Origin of the sequence: Nostoc sp. (genome assembly GCF_036917095.1) — a bacterium.
Classification (GTDB): Bacteria; Cyanobacteriota; Cyanobacteriia; order Cyanobacteriales; family Nostocaceae; genus Nostoc.
Genome location: NZ_JBALFH010000020.1, coordinates 397855 through 416534, shown reverse-complemented (window position 1 = coordinate 416534; position 18680 = coordinate 397855). Strand labels below are relative to the sequence as shown.

The window sequence follows — 18680 nt, the reverse complement described above, 5'->3', positions numbered from 1 at the left end:
TTGTTCGACGAGATTCATACTTGTTAGTTATCCATTTTTCTTCACCCTCTACAAACCATTATTATTTTTCTCTCGTTGTATGAAACCACCCTGCCGCTCCCCCTGCCTGCCCCAACAGATAAATTTCCTTAATTGAGAGCAGGCCTATTGGGCTACCTATTTTTTTTGAGTTCGTGCATACTTCTCACAACCTTTGTTACTAAATTTCTGGGTGTAAATCTGACGCTTTCAGTCAATAGCTTATTTCTCATCCCAGGAACAACAACAGTTTTGTTTTTCATTAAACCCCGATAACCAATATTAGCAACGGTTTCTGTATCCATCATTCTGTTAACGCTAGCAATCTTTGAATCTTCCATTGCAGCAGTGTGCTGAAATTTCGATGCTGTTGGCCCTGGACAAAGAACAGTCACGCTGACACCTGTGCCTTCTAATTCATTTGCGATCGCTTCTGAAAACGATAAGACATAGGCTTTTGTCGCAAAATAAACTGCCATTAGAGGCCCTGGTTGAAAAGCAGCCGCTGAGGCTACATTTAATATTTTTCCATAGTCTTGCTCGATCATATCTTTGAGAAATAACTTCGTTAAATGAGTCAGACTCACCATATTTACCTGGAGCATTTGCAATTCAATGTTGAGGTCTGTTTCGCTAAATGCTCCATAAGTACCAAAGCCAGCATTATTAACCAGCACATCAATCTTGATGGATGCTTGCTGTAGTTCTGTGAAAATTTCTTCTGGGGATGTCGGGATAGATAAATCCTTAACAAAAATTTTGACAGAAATGCCAAATTTCTCCGGAAATTCATCTATAATTTCAGTAAGTTTTTCTTCATTCTTATCTACTAACACCAGATTATAACTATGACGAGCAAAAATCTGGGTTAATTGATAGCCTATCCCACTAGCCGCTCCTGTAATTAGAGCAGTTTTTTTTTGCCGACTTTTGGATGTTTTATTCATGTGACAAAAATGGCTAACTGAAATTAATTAATTTAAGTTTTATAAATTTAGCTACAGCAATATATAATGTTTGCCGTAGCTATTTTTATACAGACAATAAATGATGCTAACCACCTGAAACGAGTATGCTTCAATCCAGGATATTAGGCGTAAATATAAAAATCTGTATCTATATAAACAAGAGCAAGAATATTTAAGAGCGTCATCAATGCCACAGCATAATTCCGTTGCTATAACTGACGTGCAAGCAGCACAAGAGCGAATTTTGGGGATTGCCCACCGCACACCTGTGCTGACTTCTAGAATCGTTAACGATCGCACCAATAGCCAAGTATTCTTTAAGTGCGAAAATTTTCAACGCACGGGAGCATTTAAATTTAGAGGTGCGTACAATGCCCTAGCCCAACTATCGGCAGCAGAAAAACAAACAGGCGTTATCACCTATTCATCGGGAAATCACGCCCAAGCGATCGCTTTAGCTGGGCAATTACTAAATATTCCTACCACCATTGTCATGCCTGATGATGCACCTGCTGTCAAACAAACTGCGACTCGTGGTTATGGTGCAGAGATAATTTTATACAATCGCCAAGAAACAAACCGAGAAGAATTAGCCCAAAATTTAGCAGATGAGCGCTCTTTGACACTCATTCCCCCTTACGATCATCCCCATGTAGTCGCTGGACAGGGGACAACTGCTTTAGAACTAATCCAAGAAGTTGGTGAATTAGACTTATTATTAGTTTGTTGTGGCGGTGGCGGCTTACTTTCAGGGTGTGCGATCGTAGCCAAGTCACTTTTACCCAATTGTAAAGTAATCGGGGTAGAACCAGCACTTGCCGACGATGCTACCCGCTCTTTTCACACCAAAACTCTGCAAAGTGTTAAAAATCCTAATACCATCGCTGATGGTGCGCGGACTCCCAGCCTTGGTAAAATTACTTTCCCCTTAGTGCTGCATTACGTCGATGATATGGTGACGGTATCGGAAGAAGCGATTCTTCGCACCATGTTTTTTTTGTGGGAACGTCTGAAAATTGTCGTTGAACCTACCGGAGTACTTGCAGCAGCAGCCTTACTCGAAGGTGTGGTGACAGCACCAGAGGCGAGGATTGGTGTCATCATTAGCGGTGGAAATGTAGATTTGGCGCAAGTTGGTAAATTGTTTTCTGGAGGATTAGACTGAACGCAGTGTACGCTGCTCAAATCATCAAATCTCTGTTAGCCCACATCGATGTTGCTAGATTACCCGCTTTTGCCGACAGGGAATTTGAATAATAAACTCTGCGCCCTCTCCTGGTGCAGAAATGCAATCTATTGTACCGTGATGTTTGTCTACTACGATTTGATAAGTGATTGATAATCCTAAACCAGTACCTTGTCCTACAGGTTTAGTGGTGAAAAAAGGATCAAATATTCTTTGTCTAACGCTATCACTGATACCTACCCCATTATCCTTAATGGAAATGACGACTAAATCAGGATTGACTACTTGGGTACGAATAGCGATCGCACTATAATTACTCTTAATTTCCTCTGCTTTTTTTTCCTGATTTAACTTTTGCAAAGCATCAATTGCATTATTCAGAATATTCATAAATACCTGATTAAGTTGCCCAGCATAACATTCAACTTTTGGCAAATCACCGTAATTTTTGATAATCTCAATTGCAGGCTTACCTGGATTAACTTGGAGACGGCTTTGCAAAATTAGTAAGGTACTCTCAATCCCCTCATGAATGTTAACAGGTTTCATGTCAGACTCATCTAAGCGAGAAAAATTACGCAATGTCAGGACAATTTCCCGAATACGTTCCGTGCCACTTCTCATAGAAGATAAAGTTTTAGGGATATCTTCTTTAATAAAATCAACATCAATATTCTCTAAAAACTCTTTTATTTCTGGTGCTAAGTCTGGATAGGTATTTTGATAAATATTAATTAAGTTAAGTAAATCTTGTGTATAATTCTCAATGTAATCTAGGTTGCCATGAATAAAACTTACAGGATTATTAATTTCATGAGCAATCCCAGCAATCATTTGTCCCAAACTGGACATTTTTTCTGTCTGAATAAGCTGGGTTTGAGTTAGTTTTAATTCGTGCAGTGTTTGCTTTAATCGCACATTATTTTCATTTAACTCTCTAGTTCTTTCCTCTATTTTATCTTCTAAGTTGGCGTAGAGTCGGGCATTTTCTAAAGAAATAGCTGCTTGCGAAAAAAGAATCTTTAATATTCGTATTCTATCGGAAGTAAATGCCCCCACTGTTAAATTATTTTCTAAATAAAGTAACCCAATTAATTTACCTTGATTAACAATAGAAGTACACATCAGCGATTTATTTTGATGGTCAATAATATATGGATCTCTCGTAAAACTTCCTTCATTGCTGGCATCAGATAAAATTACATCTTTTTGCGTTCGTGTCACATAATCAATTACAGATATAGGTAATTGCTGACTATTTTCTAATGGCAGTGATTGACCAACAGTTAAATCATCTTGCTCTACACTAGCTTGAGCTTCAATAAATAATTTTCCTCCTTTATCGAGAAGTAAAATACCAGTCTGAGCGCCAGCATTTTCAATCACAATTGTCATCAATTTTTTTAGCAGATTTTCCAATAGAATTACTTCTGATAAAGCTTGTGATGCTTTAATAACTGTGATTAAATCTAGACCACTTGATTTTTCATTAGCAGTGGAAGTAGTAATAGTATTACTTGTAAACCCTACTTGAGAGTGAGTAGAAACCTTAGTAATTAATTCTGGATATTTTAATTCCAAATCCTTAAATTTAGCACCTGCTCCCCAACGACGATAACCATAGTGTGCCTTTGTCATGTATAGCGAAGCAAATTCATTTCTTCCTAGACTCAGATAAAATTCTGCCGCACATTCATAAGCTAGGGCCTCTTCATGAATATATCCAGACTTATGAGCGCCTTGAATTGCGCGATCGTAGTATTCCATCGCTACTAATGCTTGTCCTAAAAATCGTGCTTTTTCTGCTTCTACTAGTTCATATTTATGCTGATTATTTACAGGTGCGTGAGCCGCCCATTCTTTTAATTGTTTTTGATTTTCTTCTACTTTTTTTATAGCAGTTTTTGTCTCTGTTTGGGAAGTAGTATTTAAACAGAAACTTAACAATGCTAGAGAATAATAAAACTTATATTGAGGTAGATAAAAAGTCCCACTAGCTGCAACTTCATACTGTTGTGCTAATTGAGCATTTTTAACAGATTGACCATAATCTTTAAAGAAATAACTTAAAATACTTTTGGCAAGATAAGCATAAAATATGGCTGTAATATTTCCTGCCATTCTTTGCATTACTGTTTCATTAAAACTCTCACCCTCTAAATAAGATTTGTTATCCTTTCCTTGAACTAGTTCAATGACCATTTGTTTTAAAATTAGCAAACAAACGGTAAAATGTTCTTGCTGAATTCTGTGTGCTAAACTAATATATTGTCCTAGCCTTTTTTCCAGAATATCTAAATTTTCTCCAGCCCAAAAAGGATGCCAACAAACTAACAAACCATTGTAACCCACATACTCAATATCCCCTGTATCTAAACCACTTTGAACACCATATTCTAAAGGTTCTATAGTTGATTGAATATGTTCTTTCCAATGTCTAACAAAAATATTAAATAGTGCATATACTTTAGATTTAATTTCACTAGCATTGAATTGATCTAATATCTTTAAAGATAATTTACCAAATCGATATCCTGATTCAATATCCTTAAGAGGCCCACATAAAATTAGCCCATAAAAACCATAGGCATAAGCTGCAAAAGATGAATTGCCGTACTGCACACATAAATCAACCATCGTAAAAGCAATCAGTGGTAAAAGTGCAGGATCTGCTAAATAAGCGGGAGGCATGGCTGTCATTAGTATCCTCATGGCAGCTAGCTTATGAGCATCAGTCATTTGTGGCAGGTTGACTAATTCTTCAATTGTTAACTCTGCTAGTGGAGTTTGAGACAATGAGACTCCCAGCATCTCTAGCACCTGCAAATCTAAATCTAACGCTTCTCGCATTCGATTTTGAGCCACATAAAACTGAATCTTTTTCTCATATACTTTAACAGCATCAAGAATAGTTTTACTGTTACTTATAACACTAGTAAATAATGCTTCTGCTTGCTCAAAATTTGTATTTAAATATTCTGCCTCTACTGTTTCTACATGAAGAGCAAGAGTTAGCTCATAATAGTTTTGCCAACAATCAATAGCAAGTAAGCTTAAACCTTGCTTCAGAAACTTTACAGCGGATTCGTAAGCAGCAGAATCTTTAGCTTTACGTCCCGAAATAAGATTTAACTCAGCTAGCTTATATCTTTCTTCGAGAGAATTAATTAACTCATTACCGATATTCAGCTGGTTAACAATATCGAAGATTTTTTCTTCTAGTAAGCCTTCTCTTATATTCTTTAATAACAGTCTACCAATATTTAAATGAATCTCCTTTTTCTGCTCGTCAGGTATTAACGCATAAGCCGCTTGTTGCACGCGATCGTGAAGAAATTTATAATCAATTACAAAAACATCAACATGATTTAATAGCTGTGGTTGTTTATAGCTATCACTTAAAGGTATGACTAAACCAGCTTGTAGTGCTTCCCAAATATCTAATGCTGTGTCACTCTGAGAATTTTCATTAATACAAGACAGTATATTAAAATTAAATCGATTACCAATACAGGCAGCTATTTTTAAAATATTTTGTGTAGTGCCTTTAAGTTTCTGAATTTTTTCGATCATTAATTCAACAACATTATCAGTAATTCCTAGCATCTGAATGCGCTGAATATCCCATTGCCATTTACCAGTAACCAAGTTAAACAAAAGCAGATTTTCGTGATGAATAAATTTGAGTAATTGATTTATAAAAAACGGATTGCCAGCAGTTTTATTAAAAATCAATTTTGCCAACTCTTTAGAGTCCTCTAAGCTAGATTTTAGGCTATCGCTAACTAACTGACAAACATCAGTAATTTTTAAATTTTGACAATGAATAATCTTGACAGGACTACTATTTTTTTCAATTTCTCGCAAAATTAACATTAAAGAATGGCTGGTATCAACTTCATTATCTCGATAAGCTCCGATTATCAATAAATATTGAATTTCATTATCTGTAGTCAATAACTGAATTAATTTTAATGAAGCTAAATCTGCCCATTGTAAATCATCTAAAAATACTACTAATGGATGCTCTTTTTGAGCAAACAAATTAATAAATTTTTGAAAAACCAAGTTAAACCGATTTTGTGACTCTGCTGAAGATAGTTGTGGTACTTCTGGTTGTTTCCCGATAATGAGTTCTAGTTCAGGAATAACATCAATAATAATTTGAGCATTTGGAATTAGAGCCTCTAAAAGTTTTTCTTTCCAAGTGGCTAATTTTGCTTCACTTTCTGTTAGTAATTGCTGCATTAACTCTTGAAATGCTTGAATTAGGGAAGCATAAGGAATATTGCGCTGAAATTGCTCAAATTTACCTGCAATAAAATAGCCTCTGTTTTTGATAACAGGTTTATGGATTTCATTCACTAATGCTGATTTGCCAATACCCGAATAACCTGCAACTAATATTAATTCTTTATTTCCTTGATTAACTTTTTCAAAAGCAGTCATCAAAATATCTATTTCTGCTTCTCGCCCATACAACTTTTCGGGAATTTGTAGTTGGCTAGATTGATCCTGCTGACCAATGGAAAATTCAATTATAGAATTAGTTTGCTCTAACTGACTGAGACAGTTTTCTAAATCAGCTTTAATTCCAAAAGCACTCTGATATCTTTCTTCAGCAGTTTTGCTGAGTAATTTCATAATAATTGCAGAAATTACTTGAGGTATTTGTGGGATTAACTGAGATACTGTTATAGGTTGTCTGGCAATATGACAATGAACTAACTGCATTGGATCAATTACTTGAAACGGTAACTGACCTGTAAGCATTTCATAAAAAGTTACACCCAACGAATAGAAGTCTGTACGGTAATCAACTGTTCGATTCATTCTTCCCGTTTGCTCTGGAGACATATAGGCTAGAGTTCCTTCAAGCAAATCGGGATTACTGAGTTTGGGTTTTTCTCGAAGAAGTAGTGATGAGATAGAAAAATCAATAATTTTAACTTGATGAGTTTCTAAATTAACAATAATATTCTGTGGTTTAATATCTTTATGAATAATATAATTTTGGTGTAATTCACCTAGAGCTTGGGTAATTTGAATGCCTATCTTTAAAAAATCAACTAACTCGATTTTTTCTGTCTGGATAATTTTGTAGAGAGAACTACTATCAAAGTTTTCTAACACAATGGCAAAACCATTGTTGTATTTTTCTAAGCTATGAGCTTGAATAACTCCTGGAATATCTAAATTTTTGATTAGCTCATATTCATGTTTGAGCGCTGCTATATCTTTTAGATCGGGGTATTCTGTTTTTAAAAGTTTAATAACTACTAGTTTACTATCTTTATTTCTACTGGCTCGATAAACAGCAGTTTTTGCTCCTTCATCAATTAATTCTATAATTTGGTAATTTGATAATGTAATCATTTTTTATATTAATACCTTAGATAAATTTTCAAAATATTGAAATAATTATCCTATTATTCATAGAATAGCAAATACATTCTTAATGTTTATGCTATAACAAACATTAAAAATGTATCATACTACCAAATTATATAGGTTTTGTAAACCTATATAATGCTAAATTTTGTTGAGTTTGCCAAAATGCACCTCATTAAATTGGATATACTTTTATAGCCAAGAATCCCACTCACCAATAATTTGTTTGGTGTATTTTATATGGAAGCATTGGTGTAGAATAGCTCGTGTTGCTTGCATTGCAGAAATTACTGTAGCTTCCACGCAACCAGAATTGTAACCGTTGTTAATCCAGTCACCAGCTAGGTAAAGGTTATCAAATCCAGATTCATCAGTTTTGAGTCGATATTTGGTACTTCCAGGTACAGAAAGTACATAGCGTTCTGATGGGTTAATGTTAATTCGCCAGTATTGAGCTTTAAAGCGTTCTACTCCCTGACGGTTTTGAAAATCTACTAGTAAATCCCAATTCAAACCTTGGGGATTTTTAGGGTGAGTAGCATCAGGCCAAAGGTGTCCGATGTAATTGTTAAGAAAGTTAATTGCTTGTTGGTCTACTTTCTTCTGAGCTTTAGCTGGAAAATCATATTCTGTCTGGGGAGGAATACCTGGATCTGCAATTACGCCGGTGAAATAAGCTACGTTATAAGGATAATGCTCAGAAGGCCAATTTTCTCGTTGTAGTAACTCGCTCATATCTGCATAGACATCAAGTGGTTCAACATAAGCTCCTAACACGGGACTAGATTGTTGCCATCCTAATTGCGGTAAGGTAGGCTTAAGCCATATTTGTCCGCCTTGAGTAGTTACTGTCTTAACTTGAGTTAACATATCGTGCCATTTTTGATGAGCTGGATTTTTTTTGGCATCGACTAGTTCACCGCAAATAGAGGGTAAGGCGGCTATAGAAATTCCCAGCAACACAATATCAAAATCATTGCCTTTGGTGAGGGTAATGTTGTCTACATTCTGCCAAGGTGTCCAATATGACTCAAGGTTAATTTCTTTATCTTGGAGTTTTTGGGCTTCTTCATCGACAATCTGATCGTAGAGAGGTTGATTAGGCCAGCAACGAATGTCTTTAACTTTGATGAGTGGTTGATATTCTTGTTCTGGGTTTTTTAAATTTACTTGGCGAGCCAAAGTGATACTTGCAATTGTTTGTTGATCTTTATCCAAGTGCAACTGCTTGGCAACATGGAAGAACTTGAATTTTACACCGCGACTCTTTAGCACTTCATATAGTGGAGTGATGACTACCTCCGCCATCCCTGATTGCATTTTCCACATGATTGCGCCATTGTATTTGAACAAGATAGTGGTGAGGACACGAATGGCTGTTCCTGCTGCTAGTTGCGGTTTATTAGCATTGCCTTCTGGAAAACCATATACTAAATCGTATAAGACGCGAATAAATGCTGATTTAACGCTTGATTCCCTAGCTCCGTGTTTTCTTAGCCAATCTTTGTAGTTGTACTCATCTAAACTGTCTAGAGAACGGAAATCAATTACCTCATCTACAAATAAACCCCGGATGTTTGCTAATGCTAAATCGATGAGTGTGAAACGCCAAAGGATGTCAGGATTTTGCCAGTTTTTAGATTCTATCTGATGGCTCAAGTGTTCTTTAAAACGGTCTATTAGCTTGAGAATTAACTGGTGATGTTCGCGTTTATGTGTTTTGGGATTTTTAGGCAGTGATTGAGCTAGGTTGTAGGCAAGATTTAAGAACGTTTTTTCAGAAGTCAAGTCTAGGTTTTGGAAGATATCGCCAATGTATTGGTTGATATTGTTAAGCCATTTTCCCCAAAAAATAGGTTCTTGGAAGAATAACTGAATCAACTGGCTAGGAAATTGTAAGAGGCTACTATCTGATAAAAATTCCATTACCTCTTTGCCTAATGCTATTTGTTTAGCAACAGATGCTGAGGAGCTTTTGTCAGGATGCAACTGGCCGTAATTCTCAATTTCTGCGTAAGTCTGAATGACGAATTTGATAGTGGTGCAGATATGTCCCCAAAGAGAAGAAATACCGCCACCTTTCCAGGGAACTAGAGAATTGGTAGGGAAGTTAAAAGGCAGATTTACCCAATTTTGATTGATGTATTCTTCTAAAACAATCAGACTGTGGGGTTTGAAGGCGTCTTCTATGGTGCTGAAAGGCCCGTTGCCACCAAGTTCGTTGTAGCATTGGTTGAGTAGACGAAAGGCATTTTCATAGAATCCAAAAAAAATGTGCAGTCCATGTTCTTCGATGCGGTAGTCTGGTTCACAATTAGGTGCATGGGGTTTGATGTTACGTCCAGTTGCACATTTACCACCTAAACGCCAACCTGTTTGATAAATAGTAATGTCGTAGAGACTTTCCCATCCTGGTTGACTGGTTAATTCATAAGCGGTGGTTAATGAGGCCATTCCACCGCCTAAGATAGCAATCTTTTTTGGCTTAAAGGTTTTGGACATGTTTGTTTTTCTTTGCGTGGTAAGGGTAAAAAAGGAAGCAGAAGACAAAAGAGATAATTTACTCAGTACTAACTCAACGGCTCGATAGCGCTAACAGCACTCACTAATTTTTCTGTGGTGCTTGCCATACGGCTTTTCCATCTTTGAGGGTGAAGTCGAAATGCAGGACGAAACCAAGCTTTACAGGGATATTTACTGATTCGCTACCTGCGGGATAACCTTTGCCTAGCCCTAAGTCTTGGACAATTGGTTGATTAGCGAAATTATTTATTTTTAATTGAAATTGATCGCCAAAACCATCAAAGCCAAAGAGTTTTCCGCCATAGAAGGTTTGTAGTTGCATGGGCGATTCAATTAGTGCTTGATAGCAAGCCTTTTTGCTGTTTTCTACGTCGCGGATTTGTTTGAGGGTAACGAGAGGAACGACTCTGTTTATGAGATATTCGAGGATATTAAAGGGTAACTGTAAGCCAGGAATGGCAATCTCGTTATTGTTAAATAATAAGCTAGCGATCGCTCTTACTGCCTCTTCAAAAGTGTCCCATGTTTTGATAGCTTGGTGTTTAGCTCCTGTACTGATGCGTTGAACTTCTAGCAGGCGTGCATCTAGAGATTGACTTGTAGGAGAAAAGTCTTTAAATACTAAGGTATCTACGGTTAATAAATCCGGTTCTTGATTTAAGTCAGGAATCTGAAATGTGCCAAGTTGTTTAAAGAAACCATAGACTTCTCTACCAGAAACTAGGATGGGAGAATTATTCACATACAAGTAAGGCATGAAGCAAGCTAGGCGTTCGGCAATGAATAAAGGCCCGACTCTTTTACCTACCACTGTTAACATCCAAAAGATGGCTTCTTCTTCATGCACAGTTCCTTTATCATAGTCGGGTGGATAAATAGAACTTAAAGAATCTATCTTGTTGAAAGTCAAGATGAGATAGTTCGTCGCTGGGCGATATTCAATCTCTCCGTTATTGGGATCGTTGAGATATTTATCACACACCTCTTGTAACTTCGCCATTGAACCTTCAACGACAAAGCCGTACATTTTTGTCCCTTTGATTTCGTAGGGTTGATTAAATGCCTGTCCATCTGCTCGTTCTATATATTTGGGGTATGGTAATTTTTTACCATCTCCCCAAAAGTAATTTTTGAAAAAGCTAGTCATATCTTGTTCCATATTTTTGCCTTTTTCCGCTAAATCTTGGAACAATTGATCCGGTTTTTGTTGTATTTGGGTAAGGTAATTTGTGAATTTTTGGGGTTCTTGAAGTAGGGCAGTAAATTCACTGACAGCACCTAAAGCCGTATGGATACTTGTTTGTATTGTCTGCAAAGGGTTATTGGTGTTCATAGGGTTTTGGGTAATATCTTCAGCACAAGGTCTTGTTTGAAGTGTTCCCTTTACACTGGCTTTTCTAACAAATTACTCAGATAGGGAATCACCAACGTAACCAGTGTTAATCCAATAGCCAATGTCAGAAGGGCTTTCGATGGTTTGGGGGAAAGGGCGCGATCGCACTTGTGAACATCTGGATATATGCAGTTGCTGCAACCGTTAACTGTCAAGTCTTCATCGCACCAATACAATTAGTAATTATTACTAGTATAAAAAGTATTAATACATCACGGAGTATAGTTAGTGGAAACTATAAGGCGATCGCCCCAAATGCTAAAGTAAAAATCAATCAAGTGCTATAAGTGACATATATACTCCAAAAGTTGTGTTAAGGATGAAGTAGCGATGTCTACGACGGGCTACGCCTACGCTTATTTCCCATGAAAATTTAGCTTAAAAAGCTGGAAAATCAGGGTTTTTACGAAGAAGATTTTCACATGTTAATATTGCTTGGTTTAAGTACGGATATTGAGTATGGTTCCCATAAAGACTGTTCTAAAAGATTCAGAGCAAGTCACTCGGTTGTTTTCTCATCTCGAATTTGATGGAAAAAACCTCAATCATCAACCGGGTAGTGTATTGGGAAGTACTGCGTTAATTGCCGGAACCACGGTTGGGGCTGGGATTCTCGCTCTACCAGCCGTTACCCTGCCGTCTGGTATTGTGCCATCCACATCTGGACTAATTGCTGTTTGGCTCTACGCTTTAGTTTCAGGGTTACTGGTTGCAGATGTTACCTTAAACACGATGCGAACAGAAGGGCTTCCTAGTATAGGTTTTTTGGGAATTGTTGAGAAAATCCTTGGTAAGTTGGGAGCGCGACTTGCAGGCGGCGCATATTTATTTATGCATTACGCTCTCTTGGTGGCATACATCACCGAAGGAGGAGAGATTTTAGGAGGTGTGGCGGCAAAAGTCTGGGGTGTGCAGATATTGCCTACGTGGGTGGGCACAACGACTTTCACGCTGTTATTTGGTGGCATCATGTATCTTGGGCGAGAAAAGTTTATTGAGAAATTAAACAGCGCCTTTGTCGGAATTGTCATCGTTTCCTTCTTGGGACTATTGTTTCTGGCAGGAGGGCACATTCAGACTACCCAACTGTTATTTCAGAACTGGAGTGCCCTTGGCAGTGCCATTTCAGTCATGTCTGTGGCGTTATTTTTTCAAAACGTTGTGCCGCTGGTTGTGACGCAACTCGAAGGGGATGCCGACAAAATTCGTCAGTCTATCTTTATTGGCTCTGTGATTCCTCTAATTATGTTCTTGGCGTGGAATGCCGTAATTTTAGGAAGCGTCAGTCCTGATATGCTACATGGCATATCTGACGGTAGAACTATTTTTGACCCATTGCAAATTCTCCGAGCTGGTGGCGCGGGGGAATGGTTAGGAGTGCTAGTATCCATTTTTTCAGAGTTTGCGATCGCCACATCATTCATCGGATTTGTCTACGGATTGCTGGATTTGTTCAAAGATATTTTCCTACTTGCACAGGGGCAACTTTCTAGCCGCTTACCCCTCTATTCGCTGGTTCTTTTCCCTCCTATGACTCTGGGAACGCTCAATCCCAGCATCTTTTTTACTGCCCTAGATTACACTGGAACATTTAGTATCTCAGTTCTCGGTGGAATTATTCCGGCGTTAATGAGTTGGAAGCAACGTCAAGAACAAGAAAACTCAGATAGCATAAATCAACCACTCGTTCCTGGCGGGAAGGTGACACTCATTTTGATGATTGGAGTGGCATTAGCCATGATGGGAAGACAAATTCTCTCAATTTACACAAAGTCAAATTATCAATAAAATCTTTATGTAGTATACAACTATATAATTGTAGTATAACTATGCCAACCACAATCAAATGAGTGATTCTCGCTTCGTCAAAATCAGCAAATATCTTAGCAAATATTTGCGACACACACCGGATGCAATTGGAATAAAACTTGCTCCCGGTGGTTGGGTTGCTGTTGATGAACTACTTACCGCTTGTGCCAAAAATGACTTTCCGATTACCCGTCAGGAATTACAGGTGGTAGTTGAATTCAACGAGAAACAACGCTTTTCTTTTGATTCTACAGGTAATTTGATTCGTGCTAACCAAGGACATAGTGTAAAAGTCGATTTACAATTAGAAGCTGTTGTTCCGCCAGATGAGCTTTATCACGGTACGGGACGCAAATCTGTAGAGTCAATTCTGCAAACAGGGCTTTCCAAAATGTCACGACATCATGTCCATTTATCGAAGGATATTGCAACAGCACAAACTGTTGGTGCAAGACATGGAAAACCGGTGGTTTTTGCTGTAGATACTGCGGCAATGCATCAGGCGGGTTACATCTTTTATTGTTCTGCTAATGGTGTTTGGTTAGTGGATCGCGTGCCACCTGAGTATCTACAAAAAATTTGAATTTTCATAGCTTGTTAAGATTTATTTAGAAATCCGAAAAAAGCAACTATTAAATTGTTGTAAGTATTTGATAGCATTGAATGTAGGCGCAGTAGAGGAATATTACCAAAAATACCTCTAGATCCTACAGATCGATCGGGTATAGATACAACTCAGCATCTGTGGAAAACTAGCTGTGGGCAAGTTGGTCATCTTAAAGTTAGGAGAGGGAAACTTTGAACAAGGTTTTCCCGTGACTCTACAGATTGGCGATGAAAATGTCCGCCCTACTGTGGAAATTACGGGTGCGCTTCCCCCCAACCCAGAAATTCCCCGCAATTATTACCGTTGGCAATCTATTTATCGTAATTTAAGGTTGCCATCTCGTCCTATTGGTTTACCTAAGGAACTTAACCAAGCCTCCAGCTTAGAAGACTGCCAGAAGGTGACCGAGGAATTTAAAGTATGTTTTAATACTTGGCTTGCTGCCGATTCCTTTCGTCCTATCCGCGAGAAATGGTTGGAACAACTCATGCTTGCGGATAATATCCGTGTGCTTTTACAAACTAAAGACCTGCGATTACAGAAACTTCCCTGGCATCTTTGGGATTTGCTAGAACGCTATCCCTTGGCGGAAATAGCTTTGAGCGCTCCCGCCTACGAACAAGTCAACCGGATAACAACCACATACGACAAAGTAAAAATCTTAGCGATTTTGGGTAACAGCCAAGGAATTGATACGAAAACAGACCAGGCGCTGCTTAATTTGCTGCCCAATGCAGACATCACTTTTTTAGTTGAACCACAATGCCAAGACCTTACCGATCGGCTATGGGAGCAGCATTGGCAGATTCTATTTTTTGCCGGACACAGTTCTACTCAGGAAACGAATGAAACAGGAAAAATCTACATCAATCAAACTGAAAGTCTAACAATTAGCCAGTTAAAGTATGCCTTGAGAAAGGCAGTGGAGCGAGGTCTACAACTGGCGATTTTCAATTCCTGTGATGGCTTGGGATTGGCACGAGAGTTTGGAGATTTGCATATTCCCGAAATTATCGTGATGCGAGAGCCTGTACCCGATCGCGTGGCGCAGCAATTTTTAAAGTATTTTTTGGAAGCCTTCGCGCGGGGAAACTCGTTGTATTTAGCTGTGAGAGAGGCACGAGAAAGGTTACAGGGGCTAGAAAATCAATTTCCCTGCGCTACATGGTTGCCTGTCATCTGTCAAAATCCTGCGGAGATGCCGTTGAATTGGGCGCAATTGTGTAGAAATGCAGGTAATATTCCAACATCTTTGTCTAAAACCATCCCTGTTAAAAGAATCACAAATCGGCTTGGCTTGTCGTTGCTCTTATTGTTCAGTATGGCAATGACTGGAATATTAACGGGGGTAAGGTATTTGGGTGTGCTGCAACCATTAGAGCTAAGTGCCTTTGACCAACTGTTACGCTTGCGTCCTCCTGATAAACCAGACTCACGCCTACTGATTGTCACTGTGACTGAAGAAGATGTACAAGCGCAAAAACAGGAAAAACCTCAGGGTTCTTTGTCAGATAAATCACTTGCCGAACTGTTAGAAAAATTAGAAACATATCAACCACAAGTTATTGGTTTAGATATATACCGAGATTATCCAGTGAGTAAGGATTATCCCGCATTGGCAGAACGAATGCGAAAAAGCGATCGCTTTGTGGCGGTGTGTCAACTCAGCGATTCTCAAGCAGGAAAACCAGGTGTGAAACCACCCCCAGAAGTTTCTCTAGAAGGTCTAGGTTTTAGCGATATTGCCATAGATCCAGATAATGTCGTGCGTCGCCATCTGTTAGCGTTAACTCCCTCACCCTCATCTCCTTGTAGTACCCCCTATGCTCTGAACGTTCAACTTGCATTGCGTTACCTGTACGCCAAGGGAATTCGGCTGCAATTTACCCCTGATGGCGCGTGGCAATTAGGGAAGCTGACATTTAAACCACTAGAAGCTCATGCCGGAGGTTATCAAGGAGTTGATGCTTTTGGACACCAAATCTTGTTAAATTATCGTTCCTCTGGTTCCCCAGAAGCGATGCCTTCGGCAGGCTTCGCCAACGCACCACATATTACCTTGGGACAAGTGCTAACGGGTAAGCTAAATGCCAATGCAGTCAAAGACAAAATAGTCATTATTGGCACAACAGCAGAAACTTTTCATGATTACTGGTTAACTCCCTACACCAATCCTCAAGGAAAATTACAGGCAATACCAGGAGTATTTTTACAGGCTCAGATGGTCAGCCAACTGCTCAGTGCTGCTTTGGATGGACAACCTTTGTTGTGGACTTTGCCACTTTGGGGTGAAGTAATTTGGGTTTGGGGCTGGTCTTTTTTAGGCGGTTTGCTTAGTGCTTATCTGCACCGATTCACTTATTTAAGCTTGGCAGGAGGGATAGCTATTACAAGTTTATACAGTAGCTGTTTTATATTTTTAATTGCATATGGTTGTTGGGTTCCCCTGATTCCTGCTATGTTGGCTTTAGGAGGTAATAGTTTAATAGCTATAACTTACTTAAACAGAAAATTTAAAAATTAATAATAACGCCAATTTGAAACATCAAAACCACCGTTCAGCACGTAGGAGGCAGGAGGCTTTATGAAAAGTTATTGGCAAATAAAATTAATCGCTGTATTCGGGATGGCTTCCTTGGGAATTCTCGGCTATTATCCAATGATTTGGATGACACCAGTTGCTGCCATTCCTACTGCATTTTCGCCTCCTCCGCCTCCTCCAGACAGGGGTGCAACAGGCGATCGCGGAGGAGGTGCAAGTCGTGGTTGTGGTGTTAGTAATCAGTCTGCCATTGCAATTGTGCCTGTATACAAAGATACGCTCAAGCAAGAACAAACAGAAGCAGTTTCTGTTACTAAAGTTTGGGGCTTAACGACTGAGGAATATCCAACTTTTTGGTTTTTTGTCCCCTATAAAAAATCTGCAATTTATTCCATTGAGTTTGTTCTCAAAGAAGAGTCAAGTAAACTAAGTCAAACTATTTACCGAACAATAGTAACAATACCAGAAACACCAGGAATTATTAACATTCCCTTAAATGCAACTACTCCCTCATTGCAAGTAGACAAGATGTATCGCTGGTTTTTTAAGATGCAAATAATTTGCAATCCACAACAACCTCCACAACGGGAGTATGTGGAAGGATGGGTGCAACGGGTTAATCTAAATCCTAAATTAGTAGATAGCGCCAAGCAAGCAACTCCTGAGCAACGAGTAAAGCTCTATGCTGAGAATGGTATTTGGTACGATGCCTTGACTACTCTGGCTGAATTACGTCTTGCCAAACCTCAAGATCCAACTCTAACGGTGGAGTGGATGAATTTGCTTAAGTCGGTAGATTTAGAGAATTTAGCTAAACAACCCCTTGTCAAATGTTGTCAAGCTAATGCAGAGCAGGGAAATTGAGCAGGGGGCGGGGAGCAGGGAGCAGGGGAGGCAGGGGGGCAGGGGGGCAGGGGGAGCAGGGGAGGCAGGGGAGGCAGGGGAGGCAGGGGAGGCAGGGGGGCAGGGGGAGGCAGGGGAGGCAGGGGAGGCAGGGGGATGGGAAAGAATTGGGATTTGACTCTAGCTGTTGCGTTAGCTTTTTGCTCTTTATGAGAACCACATGTCTAAAAGCGCAAAATCTCTCGGTCGTAGTCTTCAGGTGCGGGTTCTATTTCCCAAACCAATCCTTCTCCTAGTTCCAAAATTACTTCCAAATACAACATATCTACAGGAGTTGTTGCCGTATCTTCATTATTCTCAAAAGCTTGTAAGTCTTCCGTTAGTAGTCGGAGCTTAAACCCAGCAGGAATTTGACCATCAGGAGTTGTATTTCGCAATTCAAAGCGCCAAACATAGTCTTCAGAAGCGCTTTTTGGGAAAATACGTAACTCGTATGTATTCTCTGCAACTGTTATTTGCCGAGACAAGCCTAGAAATGGTTCTGCACTCCGCATCCCCGCAGGCACCACAACGAATTGTCTTTTTTCCCATCCCCACTGTTGAGCGAAATTGGCTACTCCTGTCTGCAACCATTGCGGAACTGACCACTGCACGAGTAAACCCTGACGCAGTTCGTACAATTTTTTTCGCCAACCGCTATGTGCCAGTAGCGCACCCCACAGTGGAAATGGAACTGCCAAACGCGGGAATTTCACATCTGGATGACCCAACCTTTCTAAGAGGTTTTCTGCCTGGGTTTTGGCAATAGGAGTTAAAGGTGCAATCTCGGCGCGTAAGGGTTCTGGATCGTTAAGTTGGCGTGTAACCCACAGCACATTGATATCTGCAATTAAATCTTCACTTTCCAAGCTGTAAGTACGGTCTCCAGGATCGTAAACCCCTTTTGTTTTGAGAATTTGATGGGTTGTGTAGCCGAAAATCTTCATCCAGCCATCATCGGGATTAACTTGTATTGCTATGTAATAATCAGCAACCCACTCTGGTATATCTACCCATTCCTGCGGTACGCGCAACTCATCCCCATCCATTGCGAGGGTGGGAATTAATACAAGGCGATCGCTATCAAAAGTAATGGCTGTACCATTGACTACTTCCCAAAAACTCGGCAATGCTGTACTGTTAGGATAAACCCTGGCGCTGGGAGCAATTTCCTCTTTGAACCAAGGCAAAAAAGCTTGCAAGCAAATTTGATTTATCCACCCACGTTGAGAAGCACCAGCTGTTGAGTATGGTTGTTCTTGCATCTCTGGAGATTGGAGAATTTCCAGGTATAACTGCTGTGAGTCAAGAGTGAATGGGGGAGGTGAGTTCAACATAATTTTAGAATGGCTCCATAAAAA

General features: G+C 39.3%; 11 protein-coding genes. 6 read left to right on the top strand and 5 right to left on the bottom strand.

Going from position 1 to position 18680, the window contains the following annotated elements:
* Nucleotides 1–152 precede the first annotated feature (152 nt).
* Entirely contained in the window at nucleotides 153–965 is an 813-nt protein-coding gene (locus V7L01_RS09820) for an SDR family NAD(P)-dependent oxidoreductase (RefSeq protein ID WP_335034168.1), read from the bottom strand.
* Nucleotides 966–1173: 208 nt separating this feature from the next.
* On the opposite strand from V7L01_RS09820, the gene V7L01_RS09815 reads away from it, so the two are divergent.
* Entirely contained in the window at nucleotides 1174–2151 is a 978-nt protein-coding gene (locus V7L01_RS09815) for a threo-3-hydroxy-L-aspartate ammonia-lyase (RefSeq protein WP_335034165.1), read from the top strand.
* Between the two features lie 54 nt (nucleotides 2152–2205).
* Here the strand turns inward: V7L01_RS09815 and V7L01_RS09810 are convergent, their stop codons facing one another.
* The 3 genes from V7L01_RS09810 to V7L01_RS09800 all read right to left on the bottom strand — a co-directional run bounded on the left by V7L01_RS09810 (nucleotide 2206) and on the right by V7L01_RS09800 (nucleotide 11419).
* Entirely contained in the window at nucleotides 2206–7548 is a 5343-nt protein-coding gene (locus V7L01_RS09810) for a trifunctional serine/threonine-protein kinase/ATP-binding protein/sensor histidine kinase (RefSeq protein WP_335034162.1), read from the bottom strand.
* 207 nt (nucleotides 7549–7755) lie between these two features.
* The gene (locus V7L01_RS09805; protein ID WP_335034160.1) at nucleotides 7756–10065 is read right to left on the bottom strand and encodes an NAD(P)-binding protein; all 2310 of its coding nucleotides are present in this window, start codon (nucleotides 10063–10065) and stop codon (nucleotides 7756–7758) included.
* Nucleotides 10066–10168: 103 nt separating this feature from the next.
* On the bottom strand, nucleotides 10169–11419 hold the full coding sequence (locus tag V7L01_RS09800; protein ID WP_335034158.1) for a hypothetical protein: 1251 nt from the start codon (nucleotides 11417–11419) through the stop codon (nucleotides 10169–10171).
* Nucleotides 11420–11589: 170 nt separating this feature from the next.
* On the opposite strand from V7L01_RS09800, the gene V7L01_RS09795 reads away from it, so the two are divergent.
* From V7L01_RS09795 to V7L01_RS09775, 5 genes are all read left to right on the top strand, one after another.
* Complete coding sequence (locus V7L01_RS09795; RefSeq protein ID WP_335034156.1) at nucleotides 11590–11766, top strand: hypothetical protein; 177 nt, start codon at nucleotides 11590–11592, stop codon at nucleotides 11764–11766.
* 172 nt (nucleotides 11767–11938) lie between these two features.
* Complete coding sequence (locus V7L01_RS09790; RefSeq protein WP_335034154.1) at nucleotides 11939–13267, top strand: amino acid permease; 1329 nt, start codon at nucleotides 11939–11941, stop codon at nucleotides 13265–13267.
* Nucleotides 13268–13325: 58 nt separating this feature from the next.
* Nucleotides 13326–13871, top strand: a complete 546-nt coding sequence (locus V7L01_RS09785) for an RNA 2'-phosphotransferase (protein ID WP_335034153.1) — start codon at nucleotides 13326–13328, stop codon at nucleotides 13869–13871.
* A 175-nt stretch (nucleotides 13872–14046) separates the two neighbouring features.
* Nucleotides 14047–16419 (top strand): CHASE2 domain-containing protein, encoded by a 2373-nt coding sequence (locus V7L01_RS09780; RefSeq protein WP_335034150.1) that lies wholly within the window; start codon nucleotides 14047–14049, stop codon nucleotides 16417–16419.
* A 60-nt stretch (nucleotides 16420–16479) separates the two neighbouring features.
* Nucleotides 16480–17301, top strand: coding sequence for a DUF928 domain-containing protein (locus V7L01_RS09775; RefSeq protein ID WP_335034149.1), 822 nt, complete (start codon nucleotides 16480–16482; stop codon nucleotides 17299–17301).
* Nucleotides 17302–17504: 203 nt separating this feature from the next.
* Here V7L01_RS09775 and V7L01_RS09770 read toward each other — a convergent pair whose 3' ends face one another.
* A complete protein-coding gene (locus V7L01_RS09770; protein WP_335034147.1) occupies nucleotides 17505–18656 on the bottom strand; it encodes a DUF1822 family protein in 1152 nt (383 codons plus the stop codon).
* Nucleotides 18657–18680 lie beyond the last annotated feature (24 nt).